Source organism: Micromonospora sp. NPDC049275 (assembly GCF_043197115.1).
In the GTDB taxonomy this organism is placed as follows: domain Bacteria; phylum Actinomycetota; class Actinomycetes; order Mycobacteriales; family Micromonosporaceae; genus Micromonospora.
Window position 1 is genome coordinate 1,100,802 of sequence record NZ_JBICSN010000001.1, and the last position, 21,951, is coordinate 1,122,752.

Consider the following 21,951-nt stretch of genomic DNA (forward strand, 5'->3'; position numbering starts at 1 on the left):
GTGCAAGATCGCGGGGGTGGCTGGAACGGGTCAGGCGGGGACGCGGGCAACCGCGAAGACCGACTGGCCGAACGGGGGTCGGACGACCTGTTCGGCGGCCTTCGTGGCGGGGAGGACGAGTGTGTCGTACACCTTGACCATCGGCCCCTCCTTCGGCATCAGCCGAAAGACCTTGGTGGCCATGAAGTAGCCGATCAACCCGAGCGCGTTCGCGTAGTGGATCTTCTCCACCGTCAGGCCGGCTTCGGTCATCGCCGTACCGAGCGTCTTCTTCGTGTACCGGCGGACGTGGCCGGTGGCGATGTCCGCCGGGCTCATGGCGAACTGGAACGCCGGCACGATGATGATCACCGCGCCGCCCGGGCGGACCAGGTCACGCATGCTGCGCAGCGCGCCCACGTGGTCCTCGATGTGCTCCAGGACGTTGTACGACACGGCGGCGCTGTAGTTCCCCCGGTCGTTGTGCGGCAGCAGCATCTGTCGGACGTCGATGCCCGGCTGTTCGGCGAGGCGCTCCTTGAGCTGCACCAACCGGTCGGGGTCGGCCTCCGTGGCGGTGAACCGGGGCAGCCGCTGCGACCACTCCAGCGCGTAGTCACCGAGGCCGCTGCCGATCTCGATGGGGTCGTCACCGAGGTAGGGCACCGCCAGCTCGACGAACCAGCGACGGTGGTTGACGGCTGTCGCCAGCCCCTCCAGCACCTCGGACTGGACGCGCTGATCCCCAGTGATTTCTGCCATGCGTCGATTCCTCACGATATGAACTCGACCCGTGCCTGGACCGACAGAGTGAATCATCCGCTTGGATGGCAGAAGAATCGGGGGAGCGGTTGGCCGAATTGCGGTCGGTGGGTGGGCACGTGATCGGCGGTCGGCGAACCCGGCACATAGTACGGCAGTACCCCGAAACATGTCACGGCACCGCCATAGCCTGACTACCCTATGAATTGTCATGACTACTCCCGAACCGGACGCGCCCGGCGACGGCCCGGCCACCGCGTCGCCGGTGGAGGAGGCCGGCGGCGGCGATCGGTTGCGCCGTAACGGGAAGTGGGCCGACCTGGCCGCCGTACTGAGCTTCGTGGCGCTCGGCTTCTGGATCACCGGACGCCTCTGGTGGGACCCGGGCAGCGGAGTGCGGGACAACCGCTCGGACCAGTCGCAGTTCGAATGGATGATGGCGCACGGTGCGCGGGTGGTCACGCATTTCGCGTACCCGTTCCATTCCGATCGGATGAACGTGCCGGACGGCGTCAACCTCATGGCGAATACGTCCGTATTATCCATTTCGCTGCCAATGACGCCAATAACCCTTTTGTTCGGTCCGCGGGTGGCATTCCTGCTCTTCCTCACCCTCGGAATGATCGCCACCGCCACGGCCTGGTACTTCCTGCTCTCCCGCGTCCTGGTCCTGGCCCGGGGGTCGGCCTGGCTGGGCGCGGGCTTCTGCGCGTTCGCGCCGGCCATGGTGTCGCACGCCAACGGGCACCCGAACATCGTTTCGCAGTTCGTCGTCCCGTTGATCATCTGGCGTACGCTGCGGCTCGCCGACCCTGGCCGCTGGCTGCGCAACGGGGTGCTGCTCGCACTGGTGATCGTCTGGCAGGCGTTTCTCAACCTGGAGATCCTGCTGATGACCGCGATCGGTCTCGGCGTGATCGTCGGCGCGCTGGCCATCGGCCGCCCCGCCCTGCGGTCACGGGCCCGATCCTTCCTCGCCGGGCTCGCCGTCGCCGCAGTGGTCGCGGGCCTGCTGCTGGCGTACCCGCTGTATGTCCAGTTCTTCGGACCCGGCGCCTACTCCGGGCTGTCCACCCTGATCCGCGGGTACTCCAGCGACCTGGCCTCGTTCGTCGCGTACTCCCGGGAGTCGCTGGCCGGCAGCCCGCGCACCGCCGCCGGGCTGGCCAAGAACCCGACCGAGGAGAACAGCTTCTTCGGTTGGTCCCTGCTCGTGCTGGTGGTCGCCCTGGTCTGGTGGCTACGACGGTCGGCGGTGGTGCTCGCGCTGGCCGGGCTCGGGCTGCTCTTCGCGGTCCTCTCCCTCGGGCGGGAGATCCGCTTCGCCGGTCACGGCACCGGCGTGCCGGGGCCCTGGGCCGCGCTGGAGAACCTGCCGATCCTGCACTCGGTGGTGCCGACCCGGTGGGCGCTGGCGATCACCCCGATCGTCGGGGTGCTGCTCGCCTACGGCGCCGAGCGTGCCCGCGAGTTGGCCCGCGCGCGGCCGGCCGCCCGTCCGCAGATCCGCTTCGCCACCGCGACCGTGCTGACGATGGCTCTGCTGCCGATCCTGCCCACCCCGCTGCCCGTGGTCCAACTGGACCCGGTCCCCACCTTCGTGACCAGCGGGGCGTGGCGGCCGTACGTGGCGGGTGGGCGCAGTGTGGTGACGTTGCCGCTGCCGGACACCAACTACGCGGAGCCGCTGCGCTGGTCCGCCGCGACCCGGCTGGACATGCCGCTGGCCCGGGGCTACTTCCTCGGACCGGACACCCGCCCCGGCGCAGAGCCGCCGAAGGTCGCGCTGTTCACCGCGCCGCCCCGGCCGACCAGCAGCTTCTTCGCGACCATCCGACGGACCGGCGCGGTGCCGCCGATCACCCCGCAGAGTCGGGTCAAGGCGGTCGACGACCTGCGTTACTGGCGGGCCGGCGTGGTGATCCTCGGGCCGCACGAGCACGAGACGGAACTGCGCCGCGGCATGACCGAGCTGACCGGGATTCAGCCGACCTTCACCGGCGGGGTGTGGGTGTGGGACGTCCGACCGCTTACCGACTGAGCGGGCTCGGGCCGGGCCCGACTGAGCTGGCTCGGCCCAAGGCCGCCTGAGCGGGGCTCAGCCCGGCGGAATGCGCGGGCTCAGCCCTAGCGGACGCAGCAGCCCTGGCAGACCTTCGGGCTGGGCAGCGTGAAGGCCAGGCAGCAGGTGCGTCGCTGCACGCTCGGCTCACCGGTCGGGCCGGGCACCAGCTCGACCAGGTCCGCCAGGTCTAGCGCGCCGAGCAGGGTGTCGATGCTCTGCACCGTCGAGCCGGGCAGCGCGTCCGCGGCCCGCAGGATGCCGTGCGCGATGCCGGAGGCGACCGAACCGAGCAGCGTACGGGTGCCCACCCGCACCTCCGCCTGGATCGCCGCGATAAGCGGTGCCAGGTGGGCGTCGAGCAGGGAGGCGCGCAGCTCGGCCAGCAGCTCCACCTCGCCGGCGACGACGCGCACCTCCGGCAGGCCGGAGAGCGCCAGCGGGTCGCTCGGCAGCACCGCCACGGTTGTGCCGTGGCGCAGGCCCAGCGTGAGCAGGGGCCTGTGGTCCTCGAAGTGGATCAGCACATCGGAGGGGTCGAGCAGCGGCACCCGGCGGGCCGAGGCCCAGCCGAGCACGACCGGCAGCGCCGTCCAGTAGCTGTACGACTTCCAGGCCAACGCGGCGCAGGCGTGCGGAGTGCCACCCCAGCGGACGCTTGCCGCGTGCAGCAGCTCCGGCAGGCGGGTGCCGTCGATCAGGGTGGTGGCGGGTGCCCAGCCGAACTCGTCGTCGACCACCAGGCCCCGGGCGAGACCGGGAAGGTCGTCGGTGCCGAACATGGCCCGCAGCGCGGCGGTGACGGGGGCGAGCGGCGTGGCGGTCACGTCCCGCCTCGGCATCACCGCTGTCACCGTGTCATCCCCCGTCCGCGTGACCGGGGAAAATGCCCCGGCGGACGACAAGCGCCGTCCTGAGCTAAGGCTAGCCTAACCACGCCGGTCGGTCTAAGGGAAGCCTTGCCTCGGTCGGATCGAGAGGCCCGGGTCACTCCGGCTCCCGGCGGGAGCACTGCCCCGCCCTCCGGCGTACTACCCGCGCCCGGCCTCCGAAAACGCCGCAGCAGGATCGATCACCGCCGGTGGATTGTCAAGAGTTGTGTCGACAAGGTGGCAGATGCGTGTGCGCTTCGCCACGGAACGTGAAACTAATACTCCCGGCCACGAGGAAGCCGATGACGACGTCACCCCTCGAACGGGCTGCCGACTCCTTCGCGGCCGAGCTCGCCCGCCACCGTGCCGGGCGGGGCCTGTCCAAGAAGCAACTGGCCATCCTGATGGGGTTCGACCCGTCCTACGTCAGCCACGTCGAGGGTCGCCGACACCGCCCGACCGAGGACTTCGCCCGCCGCGCCGAGGCCGTCCTGGAGGCCAGCGGCGCGATCTGGCAACGCTTCCGGGAGTACGACGATCTCCGGCACGCCCGCACCGGCCAACCGCACCGCGAGCCCTCGCTTCCCGGCCAGTGGCTGCCTCCCGGTACCGGCCTCGTCGTGGAACGGGAACTGGCCACCCTCACCCACACCGACGACGCCTACCGGTGCGTCATCCACCGCGAGCTTTACAACGCCGGCACCGAACCGGTCACCCGTTACCTCGTCCGCGTCGCGGTGGACCGCTACCCCAACGACCCCGGGCGCTCCAACCGGCACCACCGGGAACACCCGCTCAGCTTCGCCGAACTGCAACTCCAGGCCCGCCGCGACGACGGCGTCGGCGACCCGGAGCCGATGCACTGGCGGGCGAAGCACGACCGGGACGCGTTCAAGGAGATCTGGCTGCTCTTCGAGAACGGCGAACGGCGATTCCCGCTCTACCCCGGCGACCGGGCGATCATCGAGTACGCGTACAGCGTCGGGCACGAGAAGTGGGGCCCCTGGTTCCAGCGGGCCGTCCGGCTGCCCACCCGGCACCTCGCCGTACGCCTGGATCTGCCGGCGGCACTCGACCCGCAGGTCTGGGGCGCGGAGACCTCGCTCTCCGCCGAGGAGGGCCCGCTGCGGACGGCGCCGCAGCGCCGCGACGAGGGCGACCGGGCGATCTACGACTGGCAGACCGACGCCCCACCGCTCAACGCCCGCTACCGGATGCAGTGGCGCTTTCGGGCGCGGCCGGAAACCGACCCGGACGTCGGCTCCGGCGGCACCCGGGTCCGCCCCAGCGAGCGGATGCGCGGGATCGGCATCGTCCAGCGCGGCGCGGACCTCCTCCGCCAGCAGGTCCGGCAGTTCGACCTGCCCGGCGAGGAACAGGTGGCCCGGGACGTCGTGGACCGGCTCACCACGGCGCTGTCCCGGCTCGACGAGCTGCACCAGTTCAGCAAGGGGGTGGGCATCGCCGCCCCGCAGCTCGGCATCGGCCGCGCCGCCGCCGTGGTCCGACCCCCCGACCGGTCGGCCGAACCGGTCGTCCTGCTCAACCCCCGGGTGGTCGACGCCGACCCGGAGACCGACGAGCAGTACGAAGGGTGCCTCTCCTTCTTCGACCACCGGGGCCTGGTGCCCCGACCGCTGCGACTCGACGTGGAACACGCCCAGTGGGACGGCAGCCGGATCATCACCTCGTTCGAGTTCGGCATGGCCCGGCTCGTCGCGCACGAGATCGACCACCTGGAGGGGCGGCTCTACGTCGACCGGATGGCGCCCGGCGTGCCGCTGGTGCCGGTCGAGGAATACCGGGAGACGGGCCAACCCTGGCGCTACTGAGCGACGAGGGGGACCGGGGCGCGTGCCCCAGGGGGCAGGGGCACGCGCCCCGGTGTGGGGGGAGGAACGTCTAGATTTCGCCGAACGTGTCGTAGCGGATGTTCGGCGGCGGCACCTCGTCCGCGGCCAGCACCCGCAGCGTCGACCGGACCATCTGCGCCGAACCGGAGACGTAGCAGTCGTGCGTCGTCCACGGGCCGTACCGGGCCACCACGTCGGGGATGTCGCCCACCTCGCCGTCGAAGTCGGGGTCGTCGCTGCACGCCGCGGTGATCGACAACCACGGGTACGCGGACACCAGCTCCCGCAGGCCGTCCAGCCCGTACAGGTCCCCTGCGTGCCGAGCGCCGTAGAACACGTGCACCCAGCGCGTCCGGTTGTAGGTGATCAACTCCTCCACCAGCGCCTTGACCGGGGCCAGCCCGACGCCGCCGGCCACACAGAGGATGTCCCTCTCGGAGGCGCGGTCCAGGGTCATCGACCCCATCGGTGCCGCCAGGCGCAGCAGGTGCCCGGGTTGCACCCGGCGGACCAGCGCCCCGGACACCCATCCCGCGCCGGGGCTGCGTACGTGGAACTCCAGCACGTTGTCGTCGTTCGGGGCGTTCGCCACCGAGTAGTTCCGCCACACCCTCGGGTGGAAGCGGGGCAGCTCCAGACTGACGTACTGGCCCGCCCGCCAGGGCAGCGGATGTTGCAGGGCCCGGCAGGTCAGCACGGCGATGTCCGAGCCGTGCCGCTCGTGGGTCAGCACCTCGGCGTGCCAGAACGGCGGGTTGTCGTCGTCGCCCGCCCCGGCCATCATCCGCGCCGCGATCGCCGCGTAGGCGTCCCGCCACGCCTGGTCGTACTCCAGGTTCCAGCCGCTGCCGGCGGTGCTGCGCAGCGCGTCCAGCAGGGCCACCCCCACCGTCGCGTAGTTCCGGTCGGCCACGTGGTACTTGCGGTGGTCGCGGCCCAGCCCCCGGAGGAACTCGTCGAAGCCCTCCGGATCGTCCAGGGTGTGGATCGCCGTGATGATCGCTTCCAGCAGCCGGTCACCCTGGCCGGTCATCTGCACCGGGAAGAGCTGCCGCAGGGCGGGGTCGAGCAGGAACAGCCGAGCGTAGAAGTGCCCGCTCAGCCGGTCCCGGTCCTCCTCGACGAGGGTCCAGCTCTCCTTCAGCAACCGTGCGACGTTGTCCACCGGTGCTCCTTCTCCAGACGGCAGCGGATCGGGCGCTCATAGAATCTCCACGGAGCGTGCACACTGGTCGCACAGAATGTGCGATCGGTTCACGCCGGCCGATCAGGCGTGCCCGCCAGGCCGTCCGTCGGGCACAGTGGGGCGGTGACCGTTGAGCTGACCCGACCGGTGTCCCGCCGACTACTGGGGACCGAAACGCTGCTGGTCCTGGGCCTGTCCCTCGGCCAGTCCGCGGTCTACGCGGTGGTCTCGATCATCGCGAAGCTGACCGCCGAGGGCCCGCTCTCCAAGCAGACCGCCTCGCTGAACACCTCCGCGTCGGCCCGCCCCTGGCTGGACCTGACGTACCAGCTCCTCGGCATCGCCTTCGCGCTGCTGCCCGTGCTGCTCGCCGTACACCTGCTCAGCCGTGACCCCGGCGACCCGGCACGGACCCTCGGTCTGGACGCGCGGCGGCCCGGCCAGGACCTGGCCCGGGGCGCCGGCCTGGCCGCGCTCATCGGCCTGCCCGGCCTGGCCCTGTTCTGGGCGGCGGCGCACCTCGGCATCAACGCCACGCTGGTGCCGGCCGCCCTGCCGCACGTCTGGTGGGCGGTTCCGGTGCTGATCCTCTCCGCCGTGCAGAACGCCGTGCTGGAGGAGGTGATCGTGGTCGGCTATCTGGTCACCCGGCTGCGCCAGCTCCAGTGGCGGCTCGCCGCGATCATCGCGGCCAGCGCGCTGCTCCGCGGCAGCTACCACCTCTACCAGGGCTTCGGCGCGTTCGTCGGCAACGCGATCATGGGCGTCGTGTTCAGCCTCTTCTACCTGCGGACCCGTCGGGTGCTGCCGCTGGTCATCGCGCACACAGTGCTCGACGTGGTCGCCTTCGTCGGCTACGCGCTGCTGCCCCGCGACTGGTTCACCTGGCTGTGACCGGTCAGCGCCGCCCCGGCCGGTAGGCGGCCACCGCCCGCGCGGCCAACCGATCGGCCGCCGCCGCGTCACCCAACGTGGCGGCGACAACCGCCGCACCCGGCAACAGGCGGGACGCCAACCGCAACGCCACCCAGCCGCCCGCCTGGGCGGTGAGCGGCGCCGCCAGCCGCCACGCGGCCTCCGCCGCCCTCGGCCACGTCCCCTCGACCGGATCGCCCGCCTCCCGCGCACCGGCCAACGCCTCCCGCGCGCTCGCCGCGTCCGGATGCACCTGGGTCAACACCAGCAGCTCCGCGACCCGGTCGGAATGTGCCGGATCCCGCCCGTACGCCGCCGCCAGGTGCAGCACCAGGTTCGACTGGGTCCAGAGCACCGACACCAACTCCGCCAGCGGTGCGAAGAGCCCGGCCAGCGCGGCCGCCGCCCCTCCCGCGCCCGCCGCCCGCACGTACCGCCGGGTCGCCAGCCGGGCCAGGCCGTCCGCCGGAGCGTCCGGATACCGGGCCCGCAGCCGCGCGGCCCACTCCGCGGCGCCCGGACCGAGCGCCCGGACCGCCTCCACCGCCAGCAACTCCGGCGCGAAGCCCGGGTGGTCGCGCAGGCGGGCGACAACCGCCCGCACATCCGATTCCGGGGTACGCCCCGAAGCCGGCGCCGGGCCGTCTGCTCCGGCCAGCGCGGTCGAGGGCTGCGGCGCCGAGGTGATCTCGGCGGGCGTGGCGTTCGCGCGCGGGGCCGCGGCGCGCTTGGTCGCCGGGGCGGCCTTCTTGGCACGGGTGACCTTCCTGGCCGGGGTGACCGCGTTGGGCGGGGCGGCTTCCCTGGCCGGGGTTACCTCGCTGGCCGGGGCGGCGTCCCTGGCCGGGGTGACCGCGTTGGGCGGCGCGGCGTCCCTGGCCGGGGTTACCGCGCTGGCCGGGGCGGCTGCTGTGGCGGGGATGGCCTCGTTGGGCGGGGTGGCGTCCCTGGCGGGGGTGGCGGTGGCCTTCTTGGCCGGGAGAGCTTTCTTCGCGGGAAGGGCCTTCTTGCTGGGGGTCGCCCGCCTGTTGCCGGGCTGGTCCACGCCCGATCCCTGGATGCCGTCGACGGGGCTGGCCGGGGCGGGCGTCGGGGGGCTGGCCTGGCTGGTGACCGGGGTATTTTCCGGCGAACCGGCCTGGGTCTTGGCCGAGGTGTCCGTCGGCGGGCTGGCCTGGCCTTTGGCTGGGGTGTTCATCGGCGGGCTGGCCTGGTCGCGTGCTGGGGTGCGCTCCCGTGGGGGAGCCTGGTCCGCCGGTGGGGCGTCAGTTGGGGGGCCGGTCTGGTCCGCCGGTGGGGCGTCCGGTGGCGGGCTCGCCTGGTCGACGGCGGGTGGGACGCTCGGTGCCGGAGACGAGCGGACCGGCTGCCGGGGCAGGGGACGCTCCGGTTCCGGTGGTTGGAACAGCACGGCCGGGGCGGCCTTGGCCCGTCGAGGACGCGGGCTCACCGGAGCGGCTGCCGGCGGGGCTGCCGTCTCCTCGGGCTGCTCGGCGGCGGTAGGCGGCGTGAAGGTGGGCCGCGGAGAGCGCCGACGCGCTCTTTCAGCAGGCTCTCGACGGGTCGGCTCGCTCGGCGGCTGCTCCTGCATATCGATGGAGCGTAGTCGCGATCACGCCACCGCACAGGGGTGAAACACGGGGACCGAGGGCCGTGGTGGGCGCACCCCGGAAGTCGTTTTGCTCCCGGTGGGTGACGACCTGTATCCTCGGGCGCGGTGGTCTACGGGCCACCAGGGAGACTTCGCCTAGTCTGGTCTATGGCGCCGCACTGCTAATGCGGTTGGGGTCTTAAAGCCCCTCCCGGGTTCGAATCCCGGAGTCTCCGCGCGAAAGCCGGGTGTGTACACTGGCTGAGCACGAGCGCCCGTAGCTCAATGGATAGAGCATCTGACTACGGATCAGAAGGTTAGGGGTTCGAGTCCCTTCGGGCGCACAAGATCATGAGGGGTCTGAACTGCGGAAACGCGGGTCAGGCCCTTCTTGCTGTCTGGCCTGCGTGGACGGTGGGTGTCACGTGGGTGCGATGTGAGTGCAGCCCGGAGACACCGTTCTCACGGGCTTGTCGGGACGTGACCTGCGGCTTTGCGGCCTGCTTGCGCTTCGGTGGGGCCGGAGCACCTGTTTTCGGTTTGGTCGGCGTCGGGGTGCCGGTTGTGGGGCCGCGGTGGGGCCGGTTCTTGCGGGCGCTGGCTTTGATCTTTCTGCGGGTGCGGCGGGCGGCGTTGAGGACCAGTTGGGCGGTGGCGTCGGCGCAGCGGCGTTGGATCTGCGGCAGGACGCTGGTGTAGGTGTCGGCCGTGACCACGATGCTGGAGCCGCGGGGACCCTGATTCCGATCGCGGGTTCCGTGGCCGCATGAAGCGGCTGCACGACCTGTTCAGGGAACTCGAGCGGGTCCCCACCGCCGTCGACCGGGCGCTGTGGAAGACCATCGACCACATCTCCGAGCGCGTGACGGCCGAGCGGCTCTCGGTGGTGTCGAGAGTCAGGGAGGCGGTCTTCAAGCCGGCGCCGGCCAACGCGAACTACGGCTGGACCGACCAGTGGAACCGTACGTACGATGCGACGGGCGACTCCTCTGTGAAGAACCAGAAGCTCGATGAGTTGCTCGCGTCATTCGACCCTCACCTCATCAAGGGAAACGACTTCACGGTCGTCGACATGACGGGCTATCCGGGCTTCTGATGTTCCAGTTCTGTTGCTCGGCATGGGGGTACTGGTGTTGGCTGTGCTGTTCGACGACGACCTGGAGTGGTGGATCCAGGGCAGGGTGTTGTCGCACGTCATGAGGCTGGTTCCCGCCGACGTGGCCGCAGTCGACGAGTTCGACGAGTGGCTCAGCCCCGGCCGGGCAATGGGATATCTGGACATCCGGAAGATCGAAGATCCGGAGGCTGTCAAGCGGCTCGTGCGTGCGCTGTCCGTGGGCGCCCGCCGGGCCCTGGAGGAGACGCAGGAGCAGGAGCCGACAGACGAGAAGATGGTCGAGTTCTACCGTGGCCTCTGCCGGACGGTGGACAAGGCGGTTCGGCTTCCTCGTTTCTTGTGATGTGTCCTCGCGTCACATGATCGGTCATTGATTGAGTGATGCCACCCCGCCGGGTCCGCCGACCCGGCGGGGTGAAGGAAAAGGGCGTCCCCTCAGGGGGATGCCCCTTTCTTCTTCGTGTGGGTCGGCTTGCCGTCCTCCGAGCACTCACTGGCGCCGCCACCTCCCCGTCGGCGCGGCCGCGGGTCGGCGAGTCGGCTGTGACGTCCTGCTGATCGACTCGAGGTGCGAAAACGGCCCAGGCTCCGAGGGTCTGGGTCGTTCTCAACAGAATCTTTGTTGGACTGAATTTGATCATCAGCGCGCGGGGGTGAACACCTCCGGTGCCGCGCTTTCGACGCTGGTCTGCGCCGGAACGGCCGCCCTGCGGCGCAGGCCGGGCCACCAGTTGGCGTGTCCCAGCAGCGCCATCAGCGCCGGCAGGACGACCACCCGGATGATTGTGGCGTCGAGCACGATCGCGACGGCTAGGCCGACACCGATCTGCTTGAGCTCGATGAAGCTGAGCGTGCCGAAGATCGAGAAGACCGCCACCATGACGATCGCCGCGCTCGTCACCACGCCCGCGGTGCGCGTGATACCGGAGGCGATCGCGTTGCGGGTGGTCATCCCGGACGCCACCTCCTCGCGGATCCGGGTGACCACGAAGACGTGGTAGTCGAGCGACAGCCCGGACAGAACCACGAACAGCAGCATCGGCACCCAGGAAACCACGTGGCCGGTCGAGGTGAAGCCGAGCAGGCCCTCGGCCCAGGTGCCTTGGAAGACCAGCGCGAGCACGCCGAACGAGGCTGCGGCCGAGAGCAGGTTGAGGAAGACCGTGGTCAGGCCGATCACGACCGAGCGGAACGCCAGCAGCATCACCAGGAAGGTCAGCAGTAGCACCGCGGCGACCACCCACGGCAGCTTCTCGTTGAGGTTGGCGGTGTAGTCCATGTCCGAGGCGGCCTCGCCGCCGACCGCGACCTCGGCGCCGGACAGGCCGCCGACGGTGGCCGGCACGATCGTGTCCCGCAGCCGGTCGACCGCGTCGTGGGCCTGGTCCGAGTCCGCCTTGTACGGGGTGTTCAGCTCGAGCACACCGACCCGGCCGTCCGGGGAGTAGCGGATCTGCGGTGCCAGCCCGGAGCGGAACGCCTCGTCCTGCTGCGCCCGCTCGGCCAGCTGGTCGAACCGGGTCCGCAGCGCGGCGACGCCACCAGAGGAGATCTCGGCGGCGACCTGGATGGTGTTTCCAGACGACGGGAAGTTCTCGGTCACCCGGTCGTAGGTGGTCATCGTGGACAGGCTGCGCGGGAAGTCACTGATCTGGGTCGACTTGAGGTCCGTGCTCGCGGCCGGCACCGCCAGCGCCACCAGGGCGCCGACCGAGAGGACCAGTGCGATGACCGGGTGCCGCAGAACCGGGCCGAGCAGGGCGTTCCACAGCCGTGGGCCGCGGGTCGAGGTGTTGCTGTCGGGCAGCCGGCGCAGCCAGCGGCGACGCGGCCGCATCATCCGGGGGCCGAACTTGGCCAGCAGGGCCGGCAGCACGGTGATCGAGGCCAGCATGGCGACCGCGATGACCAGGATGGCGCCGGTGCTGATGGCCGCGAAGACGGCGTCGCCGGCGAGGTAGAGGGCGCCCATCGACAGGATCGCGGCGACGCCGGAGACCAGCACCGCGTGCCCGGAGGTGGCCGCGGCGATCTCCACGGCGGCGACGTTCTCCCGCCCGGCGCGGCGCTCCTCGCGGTAGCGGCGCAGGTAGAACAGCGAGTAGTCGACGCCGACCGCCATGCCCATCAGCACGATGATGTCGGGCACCATGCCCGGGTCCGGCACTACCTGCGAGGCGAGCGCCCACAGACCCAGCACCGACAGCACCGCGGAGAGCGCGAGCAGCACCGGGACGGCGGCCATCAGCAGCGAGCCGAACGCCACCACCAGGATGATCAGGGTCACCGGCACGCTGAACGCGGTGGCCTTCGCGATGTCCTTGTCGATCCACTCCTCGAACTGGCTGTTGATCGAGGCCGATCCGGCCTGCTCGACCAGTAGGTCCGGGTGGGCGCCCTGCACCTCCGTGGTGACCTTCTGCAGCGGGGCCACCCGCTCGCCGGCGGTGTCGGAGTCACCCTTCATGGTGACCTGCAGCAGGACCGCCGCACCGCTCTCGGCGGGCACCGACTTGGCGACCGACTCCACCTCGGGGAGGGCGCTCAGGCGGCGGGTGAGCTCGTCGGTGGCCCGGGCGGCCACCGAGGCGTCGAGCCGGCCGCCGCCGGTCCTGGTGATCAGAATGTTTTCCACGGCCGGGTCCTGCAGGCCGCCGTCGTCGATGATCCGGGCGGCCGTGGCGGCCTCGCCGACCTGTAGTTCGGCCTCGATGGCCTGGCGGGTCTCGGTGGCGCCGCCGGCGAGCACGGCCGCCACCACGAACACCACCCAGACAATGGTCGCCTTCCACGGATTCATTGCACTCCAGGTGGCTACCCTGGTCGCGACCGCCGTTCTCTTTCCCGACATTTCAAGCCTCTCTCTGCGCAGCCCGGCCCGCGCTCCGATTTGCGGAGCGGCGCAGAGCGATTCACATTCGATTTATCCGGCGGTACGCCGGGGATTGTTGTGCCGGCAGGATCAATCGGCGGTGACGATTTCGGTGGGCACCTCGACCGCGACGTCGGTGGTGCCGCCCACCGGGCTGAACACCGTGACGAAGCCGTCGAAGGGGAGCAGCCGGCGCTCGATGCCCTTGAGGCCGGTGCCGCGCTCGGGGTCGGTGCCGCCCACGCCGTTGTCGTGCACGGTGACCCGCAGCTTGCCGTCGATGTAACGCATGTCGACGGTGGCGTGGGTGGCGTGGGCGTGCTTGATGACGTTGTTCAGGAGTTCGGAGACCACGAAGTAGACGGCGGACTCGACCGGCGGTGTCACCCGGCCGGGCACGTCCGCGGTGACCTCGACCCTCAGCGGCAGTGACATGGCCAGGGCTCGCACCGCGTCGACCAGACCGCGGTCGGCCAGCACCGGCGGGTGGATGCCGCGTACCAGGTCGCGCAGCTCCCGCAGCGCGGTCGCCGAGCTGTTCTTGGCGTCGGTGACCATGGCCAGGGCCTGCTCCGGGTCCTTCTGCAGCAGCGTCTCGACGGTGGCCAGGGTCATGCCCATCGAGACCAGCCGAGCCTGGGCGCCGTCGTGCAGGTCACGCTCGATCCGCTTGATCTCGGCGGCCTGCTGGCTCACCGCGTCCGACCGGGTGACGGCCAGGTGCTGCACCCGCCGGGTCAGTTCGGCGCGGCTGCGGCCGTCGAGCATGGCGCCGGCCCAGCGGCCGTGCACCCGCTGCAGAACCCGGGCCAGGATCACGCCGACGACGATCTCGACCAGGCCGAGGCCGGCGGCCAGCCACGCGGTGGTCTGGCTGTTCAGCGGGATGAAGGCGAACCAGATGTTGTCCCAGCCCCAGTCCTTCTCGAGCATTTCCCAGGTGAACGGGAGGGTCAGGCCCCAGAGACCCTCGACGATCGCGACGACCGGCAGGAAGCCGAGCACCGGGCCGACGAACGGGTTGACCAGCAGCCAGCGCAGGTCGCGCCAGGTGGAGCGGTCGCCCAGCATGGTCCAGGCCCGATGCAGGTCGCCGACGAAGCCGGGGCGGTCCGGCAGGGGGAGGTACTCCTCCTCGGCGGTGACGCCGGTCCATCGGCGGGCCAGCCGGCGCTGCAGGGCTGTCAGCGAGCGGGCTCCGTTGATCGCCCGGGGCAGCAGCGGCACCCCGATGCCGACCACGGTCAGGCACACGCAGAGGCTGATCCAGAGCAACTGCAGGGCCTCGGTAATCGCCAGGCCGGTCAGTGCGGCACCGCGCAGCAGAGCCGTACCGAAATTGGGATTGGTCACTTCGTTCTGGCCTTTGTCGGCAGCCATTCCGGGCTCCCCCGTCTTTTTCTGTGTTGCCTCAAGTATGCCGATCGAGACCCTCGAGGACAGTGGTCGTAGGACCACAATCGCGGTGCCGGCCCCCGCGCGTGTAGCGAAGCGGAGGGTCACCGCTCCTTATGGTCGCGGGTGCACAATCTTCGGCAGGCCCGGCGGAGGAGTGCCGCCGACGACACGGGGGGACACATCGGTGCGCCTGATACTCGCGGAGGACCAGTTCCTGCTACGTGCGGGCCTGGTCAAGCTACTCGAGGCGCACGGCGACGAGGTGGTCACCGCGGTGACTAGCGGGCCCGAACTGCGCGACGCCCTGACCACGGAGGATTTCGACCTCGCCCTGATCGACATCCGGCTGCCGCCCACGTTCACCGACGAGGGACTGCAGGCCGCGATCGAGGGCCGGCGGCTGCGTCCCGGCCTGCCGGTGCTGCTGCTCTCGCAGTACGTCGAGCAGCTCTACGCCACCGAGTTGCTCGCCGACGGCGCGGGCGGCGTCGGCTATCTCCTCAAGGACCGGGTGTTCGACGGCGAGCAGTTCATCTCGGCGCTGCGGACGGTGGCCGGCGGCGGGACGGTGATGGACGAGGACGTGGTCTCCGGCATGGTGCGCCGCAGCGACCATCTGGCCCAGCTGACCGCCCGGGAGCTGGAGACGCTGGCGCTGGTCGCGCAGGGCCGGTCCAACGCGGCGATCGCGGCCGCCATGTTCGTGACCGAGAAGGCGATCGCCAAGAACATCAACAGCATCCTGGCCAAGTTGCAGCTACCGCCGTCCAACGACGACAACCGGCGCGTGATGGCGGTGCTCGCCTACCTGGGCCAGTGAACCCGGCCGGCGAACGCGGTGACGAGACTCCGCGCAGGTCGTGACCGACGTCGACACGGGCCCTGGCCGGGAGATCAGGGACTCGAAGCCGGTCGGGCACCGTTGTCAGTCGAGGACCGTCGTCGAGCGCCCGTCGTCGATCGTGTACGCGCCTGCGGAGATCGCGCCGAGGCTCGTGGGGGTGAGGGTCAGCGAGACGACGCCGTCGGGCAGTACGCGCGTGCTGCGGACGTCATCGTCTCCTCCGCGTCAGAGCGGGTGCGCCACACGCGGTCGACGAGGTTCACCTCGATCTCGGTGTCACGATGCTCGAACCGCAACGCCATGGCCCCCTCCGTCTTCAACCTGCCGAGGTTCCCTCCTGAGGCTAACGACGTCGACAATCAGGCCCGCCAACCTCCAGAACCGCAAGAAAGTACGACCGTGGGCCACCAGCCGCCTGGCCGATGAGGGCGGGGCGGGTCGGGTCCCTACGATGAGGTGATGGACCCTGCGCAGGGGACTTCGGCGATGCGGTACCACCTACTCGGGCCGGTGGAGGTGCGGTCCCCGGGCGGGGCGCCGCTGGCCCTCGGCACGCCGTTGCGGGTGCGCCTGCTGGCCATCCTGATGGCGCAGCCGGGCACCGCGTGGTCAATCGACAAGCTCGTCGACGAGCTGTGGCAGGGACGCCCGCCGAAGACGGCGGCCGGCAACGTGAAGACCTACATCTGGGCGCTGCGCCGGGTGCTGCACTCCGCCGGCGACCCCGACCCGGCCATCCGCGCCGGGGCCACCGGCTACCGTCTCGTCCTCGACGCACAGGCGTTGGACAGCGCGGCCTTCGACGACCTCACCCAGCGCGGGTACCACGCGTTGCGCCAGGACCGCTGCTTCGATGCTCTGCGGGCGTTCGAGGCAGCGCTGGCGCTGTGGCGTGGCGAGCCGTTCGCGGGCCTCCCCGGTTGTGGGGTGCTGCTCTCCGTCCGAACACGGCTCCAGGAGCAGCGGGCGAGTCTGCTGGAGGAGGTTGCCGACCTCCAGCTGCGGATCGGACGGCACAACGAGCTGATCGAGCCGCTCCGGACGCAGATCGACGGGGACCCGCTGCGTGAACGTCCGTGGGGGCAGCTGATGGTGGCCCTGGCCCGGGCCGGCCGGCGCGCCGACGCGCTGACGACGTACCGCAAGCTCCATCGGCTGCTCGCCGACGAGGTGGGGGTCGAGCCCGGTCCCGATCTCCAACACCTGCACACCCGCATCCTGCGGGCCGACCGGGAGCTGTTGACGCCCGGGACGCGGCCGGCGGAGAAACCCACGCCTCAGGTCGTCCCCCGGCAGTTGCCGGCCCCGCCGACGCTGTTCACCGGCCGGGCCCGCGAGCTGGCTCGACTCACGACGCTGCTGCTCGGCGACGCGGCTCCAGCGGGCACCGTGGTCGTCACCGGCACCGGCGGCGTCGGGAAGACCTGGCTGGCTCTGCGCTGGGCGCACGACAACCTGCGCCACTTCCCCGACGGGCAACTCCACGTCGACCTGGGCGGTTTCGGCAGCTCCGCGCAGGAGGCGTCACCGTCGGCAGTCGTCGTACGCTCACTCCTTCCCGCCCTGGGCGTCAAGCCGCTGGAGATCCCCGCCGAACCGGCGGCCCAGTTCGCCCTGTACCGCAGCCTGACGGCGAACCGACGGCTGCTCGTCCTGCTCGACAACGCGCGCGACGCCGAACAGGTGCGGCCGCTGCTTCCCGGGTCGACCCGCTGTGCCGTGCTCGTGACGAGTCGCCACACACTGCCCGGGCTGGTCGCCGCCGAAGGCGCCCATCCGGTCGCACTGGACCTGCCCAGCACCGCCGAAGCACACCAACTGCTCGTACGCCGGTTGGGAACGCAGCGGGCCGCCGCCCAGCCGGCGGCGGTGGACGAGCTGGTCCGCCGTACCGCACGGTTGCCCCTCGCCCTGTCCATCGTGGCGGCGCGCGCCGCCGCCCGGCCCACATTCCCGCTCCAGGCCATCGCGGACGACCTGGCGGCGAGTCGCGGCGGGCTCGCCGCCCTGGTCACCGACGACGCCGCCACCGACCTGCGTACCGTGCTCTCCTGGTCGTACCGCCTGCTGAGCCCGGCCGCGGGCCGGTTGTTCCGGCAGCTCAGCCTGCACCCGGCGGCGGACATCAGCGCTGCGGCGGCGGCCAGCCTCGCCGGCGCGTCGCCACGCCTGATCCGGCCGGCGCTCGACGAGTTGACCCGGGCGAACATGCTGGCCGAGCGGTCCCCCAACCGATTCCACTGTCACGACCTTCTCCGCGCCTTCGGGGAGGAGATGACCGACGCGCACGACTCGGCGGCCGACCGTGAAGCCGCCCGGAAGCGCCTGCTCGACCACTACCTGCGTGTCGCCCGTGACGCGGCGAGGCTTGTCGACGCCGGTTGGCAGCCGGTCGACCCGCTGCCCGTGCCCCCCGACGCGTCATCCCCGGCATTTGCCGATCACCGGGCTGCGCTCGCCTGGTTCGGCAGTGAACAGCGGATACTGCTGGCCGCCGTCGACGAAGCGGCCGCCCGTGGCTTCGACGCGCACGCCGGACAGCTCGCCCAGGCCCTCACTCCCCTGCTCAGCCAGCTCGCACAGTGGCACGACCTGGCCGCCGTGCAGGCCACCGCGGTCACGGTCGCGCAACGCCGCGGTCATCCACTGGTCGAGGCGCTGGCGCACCGGGACCTCGCGTTGGCGTACATCCAGCTCCGCCGGTTCCGTGCGGCCCACCATCACCTTCGGCGCTCCCTGTCCCGGTGCGACCAGGTCGGCGACCGCCCGGGACAGGCCAGCGCACACCTGCACCTCGCCTGGCTGTTCGACACCGAGGGCGACCCCCGCGCAGCCCTGCCGCATGCCAGGCAGGCGCTGACGCTGGCCAGCAGCACCGGTGACCGGCGCGGCATGGCGGCGGCGCTCAACGGGCTCGGCTGGGGCCATGCTCGACTGGACGAGTACGAACGCGCCATCGCCTACTGCGAACGGGCGCTCGCGCTCTATGAGGAGGCCGAGGATCGGCTGGGCGCGGCCAACACCTGGGACAGTCTCGGCTTCGCCTACCACGGCCTCGGGGCGCACCCGACCGCGGCCGACTGCTACCGACGCGCTCTCGCGCTCTATGCCGAAGTCGAGAACCCGTGCGGAAGGGCGGACACGCTCGTCCACCTCGGCGACACCCATCAGGCGGCGGGTGACCACGACACCTCGGTCGACCTGTGGCGGCAAGCGTTGGCGATCCTCGATCGGATCGGTCATCCGCAGGCCACGGTGCTGTCCGAGCGGCTGGCGTCGTACCGCTGAACGCCCTGCGCCGACCGCCAGAGGGCCGGCATGGATCCGACGTGGACCGGGCGTCGGCAGGCTGGGCGAATGCTGACCACGAAGAGAACCACCTCCTGGCATCCCAGCGGGGTCGATCGTCGACGCCGGCGGCTCCTCCGCAGCCTCTGGACCGTCCTCGCCGTCCTCGTCGCCCTGTCGCTCACCGCCCCGCCGTCGTTTGCGGGCATCTCGTCGGCGGCCGCCGACGGCAACGGTTCGGCCGCCGACGACGCCACCGGCGGTTGGGACGGCCGCATCGACTGGCAGGCGTGCCCGGAGCGGCCCGACGATCCGGGCACGCGTTGCGGCACCCTGCGCCTGCCCGTCGACTGGGCCCGGCCGGGAGGGGCAACCTTCCCGCTGGCCCTGGCCCGGCGTACCGCCACCGACCCGGCCGCCCGCATCGGCGTCCTGGTCTTCAACCCCGGCGGCCCCGGCCTGTCCGGGGTGGACACGGTGCTGACGGCGCCCAGCCAACTCGGGCCGGATGTGCTGCGTCGCTTCGACCTCGTCAGCTTCGATCCTCGGGGTACCGTCCGTAGCGCACCGGTGCGCTGCTCATCGGCGTTGCTGGCCCGGCACCCCTCCCTGACGCCCACCAACGCTGCGGAGTTCGAGGGACTTCGCACCTACAACCGCCAGTTGCGCGACGACTGCCGCGCGCGCAGTGGGCCACTGTTCGACCACATCGACAGTGCGAGCGTCGCACGTGACACCGACGCCATCCGGGCGGCGCTCGGCGAGCGGCAACTCAGCTTCTACCAGTGGTCCTACGGCACCCTGATCGGGCAGTCCTACGCCGAAATGTTTCCCGACCGCGTCCGCGCACTGGTCATGGACAGCGTGATGGACCACAGCCAGGGGGTCGGGGGGTTCTTCCGCAGCGGGGCGGCCAGTAACGAGGCCCTGTTCCACGAGTTCGTCACCTGGTGCGAGCGGACCCCCAGCTGTGCACTGCACGGACGCGACGTACCGGCGCTGTTCGACCGGCTGATGCGCCGCGCGGATGCCGGCACGCTCGTCGACGCGTCCACCGGCGCCACGCTGAGCTGGTTCGAGCTGGGGTTCGCGACCTTCGTGAACTTCTTCGACGCGACCTGGGCCGACCTCGCGACAATGCTTCTCGCACTGGAGCGGGGCGAGCCGGCCTCGCTCGCGTCCCCGATGGTGCCGGTCGACACCAGTCAGGAGCTGACCGAGTACGCGCTGCCGGCGTTCTGCCAGGACTGGTCGCTGCCGGTCGACAGCTTCGCCGACTGGAACCGCTATCTCGAACTGTCCCGCGCTGCGGCACCGCACCTGAGGGCCTCCCCACTGACCGTCAGGTTCGCCGCGATCTGCCTGGGCTGGACGGCGGTCAACCCCCAGCATCGGCTGCGGGTGGAGACCAGAGCACCGCTTCTGGTGCTCAACGGACGGTACGACCCGGCCACCCCGTACGACGGGGCCCTGCGGGTGGTGGACCAGCTCGGGAGGTGGGGCGCGCTCGTCACCTACCAGGGGTCGGGCCACGCGAGCTACCCGCGGACAGCATGCACCCGGACCTACGTGGAGCGGTACCTCCTCGAGAGAGCCGTACCGCCGGTCGGGGCGAGCTGCCCAGCCGCACCCGCCTGACGGCGCGGCTCAGGCCGGAGACGGCCCGGGCCGGCGGCGATCGTTCTTCGTGCTGGGGGGTGGACTGCTGTTCCGCCCCCCAGTTCGTTGACTACGTGGCTCGTACCCCAATACGCTTAACAGAGTGGTTAAGTGAGGGGAGCTTCCGATGACGGGCACCGATCAGCTCAGCGCGGTGTTCTCGGCGCTGTCCGACCCCACCCGACGGGCCATCATCGCCGAGTTGGCCGCACGCGACGCCACGGTCACCGAGCTCACCGCTCCTCTGTCGATCTCGATGCCGGCGGTGTCACGGCACCTCAAGGTGCTCGAGCGCGCCGCGCTCATCTCGAGGTCGCGGTCGGGCAAGTGGCGCGCGAGTCACCTTGAGGCCGGCCCGCTGCGGGAGGCGGCCGACTGGATCGAGCGCTACCGGCGGCTCTGGGACTCGTCGCTCACCCGGCTCGATGCCCACCTCGCCGCGGTGCAGGCCGCCGGAGCAGCAACGGACCAGATGGCCGACGACCCCAGGGAGCTCGAATGAACACCGAAACTCCGCAGCTCGTCATCTCGCGTGTCTTCGACGCGCCCCGGGAACTCGTCTACCGAGCCTTCACCGATCCCGACCACCTGGCGGCGTGGTGGGGCCCGATCGGCAACTCGCTGCCGCGCGACGAGATCGAGTTCGACGTGCGCCCCGGCGGCTTCCAACGGTGGACGGAGGTCAATCCCACCCAACCCGGCCTTCGGGTGCACATCCAGATCGACCTCACCGACGTCGCCGACGGCGAACTGCTCGACGGCGTCATGCACGTCGGTGGCCGGCTGCAGGAGGGCATCGAGCCGTTCGAGACGAGACTGCGGGTCGAGTTCCACGACGAGCCTGACGGGCGGACGCGACTGGAGATCCGCCAGTGGCTCCCCGAACATCTGGCGCACCCCAGCGACGAGGGTTGGCGTCAGGCGTTCACCAAGCTGGACGCCGCGCTGGCGACCGTCCAGCCTGCTACGGCTGAGAGGTAGAGGTATGGCAAAGCTGATTTACGCGACGAACGTGTCGCTTGACGGCTACATCGAGGACGAACGCGGCGATTTCAACTTCGGTCCAGCCGATGACGAGCTGTTCGCGGTCCACACCGACCTTCTGCGGTCGGTGGGCACGTTTCTCTACGGGCGGCGCCTGTACGAGGCGATGGCCGTCTGGGAGACCGAGCCCGCGCTGGCCGCGAAGTCCGACCTCATGGCCGACTTCGCGAGCGTCTGGCAGGCGGCGAGCAAAGTCGTGTATTCCACGACCCTCGCGGCGGTGTCGACCGCCGACACCCGGATCGAACGCCGCTTCGAGCCCGCCGCGGTACGCGAGCTGAAGGCCGCGGCCAGCAGCGATCTCACCGTGGGAGGTGCCAACCTCGCGGCGCGGGCTTTCCAGGCCGGGCTGGTCGACGAGTGCCAGCTGTTCATCTGGCCCGTCGTCGTCGGCGCCGGCAAGCCGGGGTTGCCGACAGGCATGGGCGCCGACCTCGAGCTCCTCGATGAGCGCCGGTTCCGCAACGGCGTCGTACAGCTCCGCTACCGCACTCGCGGAGAGTGAACGA

Annotated in this window: 18 protein-coding genes and 2 tRNA genes; 13 read left to right on the top strand and 7 right to left on the bottom strand. The window is 70.9% G+C overall.

What is annotated here, in order from left to right; all coding sequences use genetic code 11:
- Window positions 1-30 precede the first annotated feature (30 nt).
- Window positions 31-741: a class I SAM-dependent methyltransferase gene (locus ACGFIE_RS05200; protein ID WP_358097835.1), complete on the bottom strand. Its 711-nt coding sequence runs from the start codon at window positions 739-741 to the stop codon at window positions 31-33.
- Between the two features lie 211 nt (window positions 742-952).
- Between ACGFIE_RS05200 and ACGFIE_RS05205 the strand changes: the two genes are divergently transcribed.
- On the top strand, window positions 953-2,782 hold the full coding sequence (locus ACGFIE_RS05205) for a hypothetical protein (RefSeq protein WP_393291109.1): 1,830 nt from the start codon (window positions 953-955) through the stop codon (window positions 2,780-2,782).
- Window positions 2,783-2,868: 86 nt separating this feature from the next.
- Here the strand turns inward: ACGFIE_RS05205 and ACGFIE_RS05210 are convergent, their stop codons facing one another.
- Window positions 2,869-3,645 carry an IucA/IucC family C-terminal-domain containing protein gene (locus ACGFIE_RS05210; protein WP_393291313.1) on the bottom strand — a complete coding sequence of 259 codons (777 nt, stop codon included), beginning with the start codon at window positions 3,643-3,645 and terminating at the stop codon, window positions 2,869-2,871.
- Between the two features lie 332 nt (window positions 3,646-3,977).
- Here ACGFIE_RS05210 and ACGFIE_RS05215 point away from each other — a divergent pair, with 332 nt between their 5' ends.
- The gene (locus tag ACGFIE_RS05215; protein ID WP_393291111.1) at window positions 3,978-5,507 is read left to right on the top strand and encodes a peptide deformylase; all 1,530 of its coding nucleotides are present in this window, start codon (window positions 3,978-3,980) and stop codon (window positions 5,505-5,507) included.
- 70 nt (window positions 5,508-5,577) lie between these two features.
- Here the strand turns inward: ACGFIE_RS05215 and ACGFIE_RS05220 are convergent, their stop codons facing one another.
- On the bottom strand, window positions 5,578-6,693 hold the full coding sequence (locus tag ACGFIE_RS05220) for a globin domain-containing protein (protein WP_393291113.1): 1,116 nt from the start codon (window positions 6,691-6,693) through the stop codon (window positions 5,578-5,580).
- Window positions 6,694-6,837: 144 nt separating this feature from the next.
- Here ACGFIE_RS05220 and ACGFIE_RS05225 point away from each other — a divergent pair, with 144 nt between their 5' ends.
- Complete coding sequence (locus tag ACGFIE_RS05225) at window positions 6,838-7,608, top strand: CPBP family intramembrane glutamic endopeptidase (RefSeq protein ID WP_393291116.1); 771 nt, start codon at window positions 6,838-6,840, stop codon at window positions 7,606-7,608.
- Between the two features lie 4 nt (window positions 7,609-7,612).
- Here ACGFIE_RS05225 and ACGFIE_RS05230 read toward each other — a convergent pair whose 3' ends face one another.
- Complete coding sequence (locus ACGFIE_RS05230; protein ID WP_393291118.1) at window positions 7,613-8,827, bottom strand: hypothetical protein; 1,215 nt, start codon at window positions 8,825-8,827, stop codon at window positions 7,613-7,615.
- Between the two features lie 538 nt (window positions 8,828-9,365).
- Between ACGFIE_RS05230 and ACGFIE_RS05235 the strand changes: the two genes are divergently transcribed.
- From ACGFIE_RS05235 to ACGFIE_RS05250, 4 genes are all read left to right on the top strand, one after another.
- A tRNA-Ser gene (locus ACGFIE_RS05235) sits at window positions 9,366-9,456 on the top strand.
- Window positions 9,457-9,491: 35 nt separating this feature from the next.
- Window positions 9,492-9,564, top strand: a tRNA-Arg gene (locus tag ACGFIE_RS05240).
- A 422-nt stretch (window positions 9,565-9,986) separates the two neighbouring features.
- The gene (locus tag ACGFIE_RS05245; protein WP_393291120.1) at window positions 9,987-10,316 is read left to right on the top strand and encodes a hypothetical protein; all 330 of its coding nucleotides are present in this window, start codon (window positions 9,987-9,989) and stop codon (window positions 10,314-10,316) included.
- 22 nt (window positions 10,317-10,338) lie between these two features.
- The gene (locus ACGFIE_RS05250; protein WP_393291122.1) at window positions 10,339-10,680 is read left to right on the top strand and encodes a hypothetical protein; all 342 of its coding nucleotides are present in this window, start codon (window positions 10,339-10,341) and stop codon (window positions 10,678-10,680) included.
- 297 nt (window positions 10,681-10,977) lie between these two features.
- On the opposite strand, the gene ACGFIE_RS05255 is transcribed toward ACGFIE_RS05250, so the two are convergent.
- Together ACGFIE_RS05255 and ACGFIE_RS05260 are read right to left on the bottom strand one after the other, a co-directional pair.
- Window positions 10,978-13,137 carry an MMPL family transporter gene (locus tag ACGFIE_RS05255; protein WP_393291124.1) on the bottom strand — a complete coding sequence of 720 codons (2,160 nt, stop codon included), beginning with the start codon at window positions 13,135-13,137 and terminating at the stop codon, window positions 10,978-10,980.
- A 162-nt stretch (window positions 13,138-13,299) separates the two neighbouring features.
- A complete protein-coding gene (locus tag ACGFIE_RS05260; protein ID WP_393291126.1) occupies window positions 13,300-14,589 on the bottom strand; it encodes a sensor histidine kinase in 1,290 nt (429 codons plus the stop codon).
- Window positions 14,590-14,791: 202 nt separating this feature from the next.
- On the opposite strand from ACGFIE_RS05260, the gene ACGFIE_RS05265 reads away from it, so the two are divergent.
- Window positions 14,792-15,427: a response regulator gene (locus ACGFIE_RS05265; protein WP_393291129.1), complete on the top strand. Its 636-nt coding sequence runs from the start codon at window positions 14,792-14,794 to the stop codon at window positions 15,425-15,427.
- 188 nt (window positions 15,428-15,615) lie between these two features.
- On the opposite strand, the gene ACGFIE_RS05270 is transcribed toward ACGFIE_RS05265, so the two are convergent.
- Complete coding sequence (locus tag ACGFIE_RS05270; protein ID WP_393291132.1) at window positions 15,616-15,753, bottom strand: hypothetical protein; 138 nt, start codon at window positions 15,751-15,753, stop codon at window positions 15,616-15,618.
- 157 nt (window positions 15,754-15,910) lie between these two features.
- Between ACGFIE_RS05270 and ACGFIE_RS05275 the strand changes: the two genes are divergently transcribed.
- From ACGFIE_RS05275 to ACGFIE_RS05295, 5 genes are all read left to right on the top strand, one after another.
- Entirely contained in the window at window positions 15,911-18,739 is a 2,829-nt protein-coding gene (locus ACGFIE_RS05275) for a BTAD domain-containing putative transcriptional regulator (RefSeq protein WP_393291135.1), read from the top strand.
- 69 nt (window positions 18,740-18,808) lie between these two features.
- The gene (locus ACGFIE_RS05280; RefSeq protein WP_393291137.1) at window positions 18,809-20,377 is read left to right on the top strand and encodes an alpha/beta hydrolase; all 1,569 of its coding nucleotides are present in this window, start codon (window positions 18,809-18,811) and stop codon (window positions 20,375-20,377) included.
- Between the two features lie 148 nt (window positions 20,378-20,525).
- Window positions 20,526-20,900 (top strand): ArsR/SmtB family transcription factor, encoded by a 375-nt coding sequence (locus tag ACGFIE_RS05285; protein WP_393291140.1) that lies wholly within the window; start codon window positions 20,526-20,528, stop codon window positions 20,898-20,900.
- Window positions 20,897-21,379, top strand: a complete 483-nt coding sequence (locus ACGFIE_RS05290; RefSeq protein WP_393291143.1) for an SRPBCC domain-containing protein — start codon at window positions 20,897-20,899, stop codon at window positions 21,377-21,379. Before ACGFIE_RS05285 ends, ACGFIE_RS05290 begins: the two co-directional genes overlap by 4 nt.
- Window positions 21,380-21,383: 4 nt before the next feature.
- The gene (locus tag ACGFIE_RS05295) at window positions 21,384-21,947 is read left to right on the top strand and encodes a dihydrofolate reductase family protein (protein ID WP_393291145.1); all 564 of its coding nucleotides are present in this window, start codon (window positions 21,384-21,386) and stop codon (window positions 21,945-21,947) included.
- Window positions 21,948-21,951 lie beyond the last annotated feature (4 nt).

Bases quoted from the DNA above. Each gene is read 5' to 3' on its own strand.
- ACGFIE_RS05245 (WP_393291120.1), top strand. From the start codon at position 9,987: ATGAAGCGGCTGCACGACCTGTTCAGGGAACTCGAGCGGGTCCCCACC.
- ACGFIE_RS05205 (WP_393291109.1), top strand. From the start codon at position 953: ATGACTACTCCCGAACCGGACGCGCCCGGCGACGGCCCGGCCACCGCG.
- ACGFIE_RS05200 (WP_358097835.1), bottom strand. From the start codon at position 741: ATGGCAGAAATCACTGGGGATCAGCGCGTCCAGTCCGAGGTGCTGGAG.
- ACGFIE_RS05270 (WP_393291132.1), bottom strand. From the start codon at position 15,753: ATGGCGTTGCGGTTCGAGCATCGTGACACCGAGATCGAGGTGAACCTC.
- ACGFIE_RS05215 (WP_393291111.1), top strand. From the start codon at position 3,978: ATGACGACGTCACCCCTCGAACGGGCTGCCGACTCCTTCGCGGCCGAG.
- ACGFIE_RS05230 (WP_393291118.1), bottom strand. From the start codon at position 8,827: ATGAACACCCCAGCCAAAGGCCAGGCCAGCCCGCCGACGGACACCTCG.
- ACGFIE_RS05285 (WP_393291140.1), top strand. From the start codon at position 20,526: ATGACGGGCACCGATCAGCTCAGCGCGGTGTTCTCGGCGCTGTCCGAC.
- ACGFIE_RS05260 (WP_393291126.1), bottom strand. From the start codon at position 14,589: ATGGCTGCCGACAAAGGCCAGAACGAAGTGACCAATCCCAATTTCGGT.
- ACGFIE_RS05275 (WP_393291135.1), top strand. From the start codon at position 15,911: ATGGACCCTGCGCAGGGGACTTCGGCGATGCGGTACCACCTACTCGGG.
- ACGFIE_RS05250 (WP_393291122.1), top strand. From the start codon at position 10,339: ATGGGGGTACTGGTGTTGGCTGTGCTGTTCGACGACGACCTGGAGTGG.
- ACGFIE_RS05210 (WP_393291313.1), bottom strand. From the start codon at position 3,645: ATGCCGAGGCGGGACGTGACCGCCACGCCGCTCGCCCCCGTCACCGCC.
- ACGFIE_RS05290 (WP_393291143.1), top strand. From the start codon at position 20,897: ATGAACACCGAAACTCCGCAGCTCGTCATCTCGCGTGTCTTCGACGCG.
- ACGFIE_RS05280 (WP_393291137.1), top strand. From the start codon at position 18,809: ATGCTGACCACGAAGAGAACCACCTCCTGGCATCCCAGCGGGGTCGAT.
- ACGFIE_RS05255 (WP_393291124.1), bottom strand. From the start codon at position 13,137: ATGAATCCGTGGAAGGCGACCATTGTCTGGGTGGTGTTCGTGGTGGCG.
- ACGFIE_RS05295 (WP_393291145.1), top strand. From the start codon at position 21,384: ATGGCAAAGCTGATTTACGCGACGAACGTGTCGCTTGACGGCTACATC.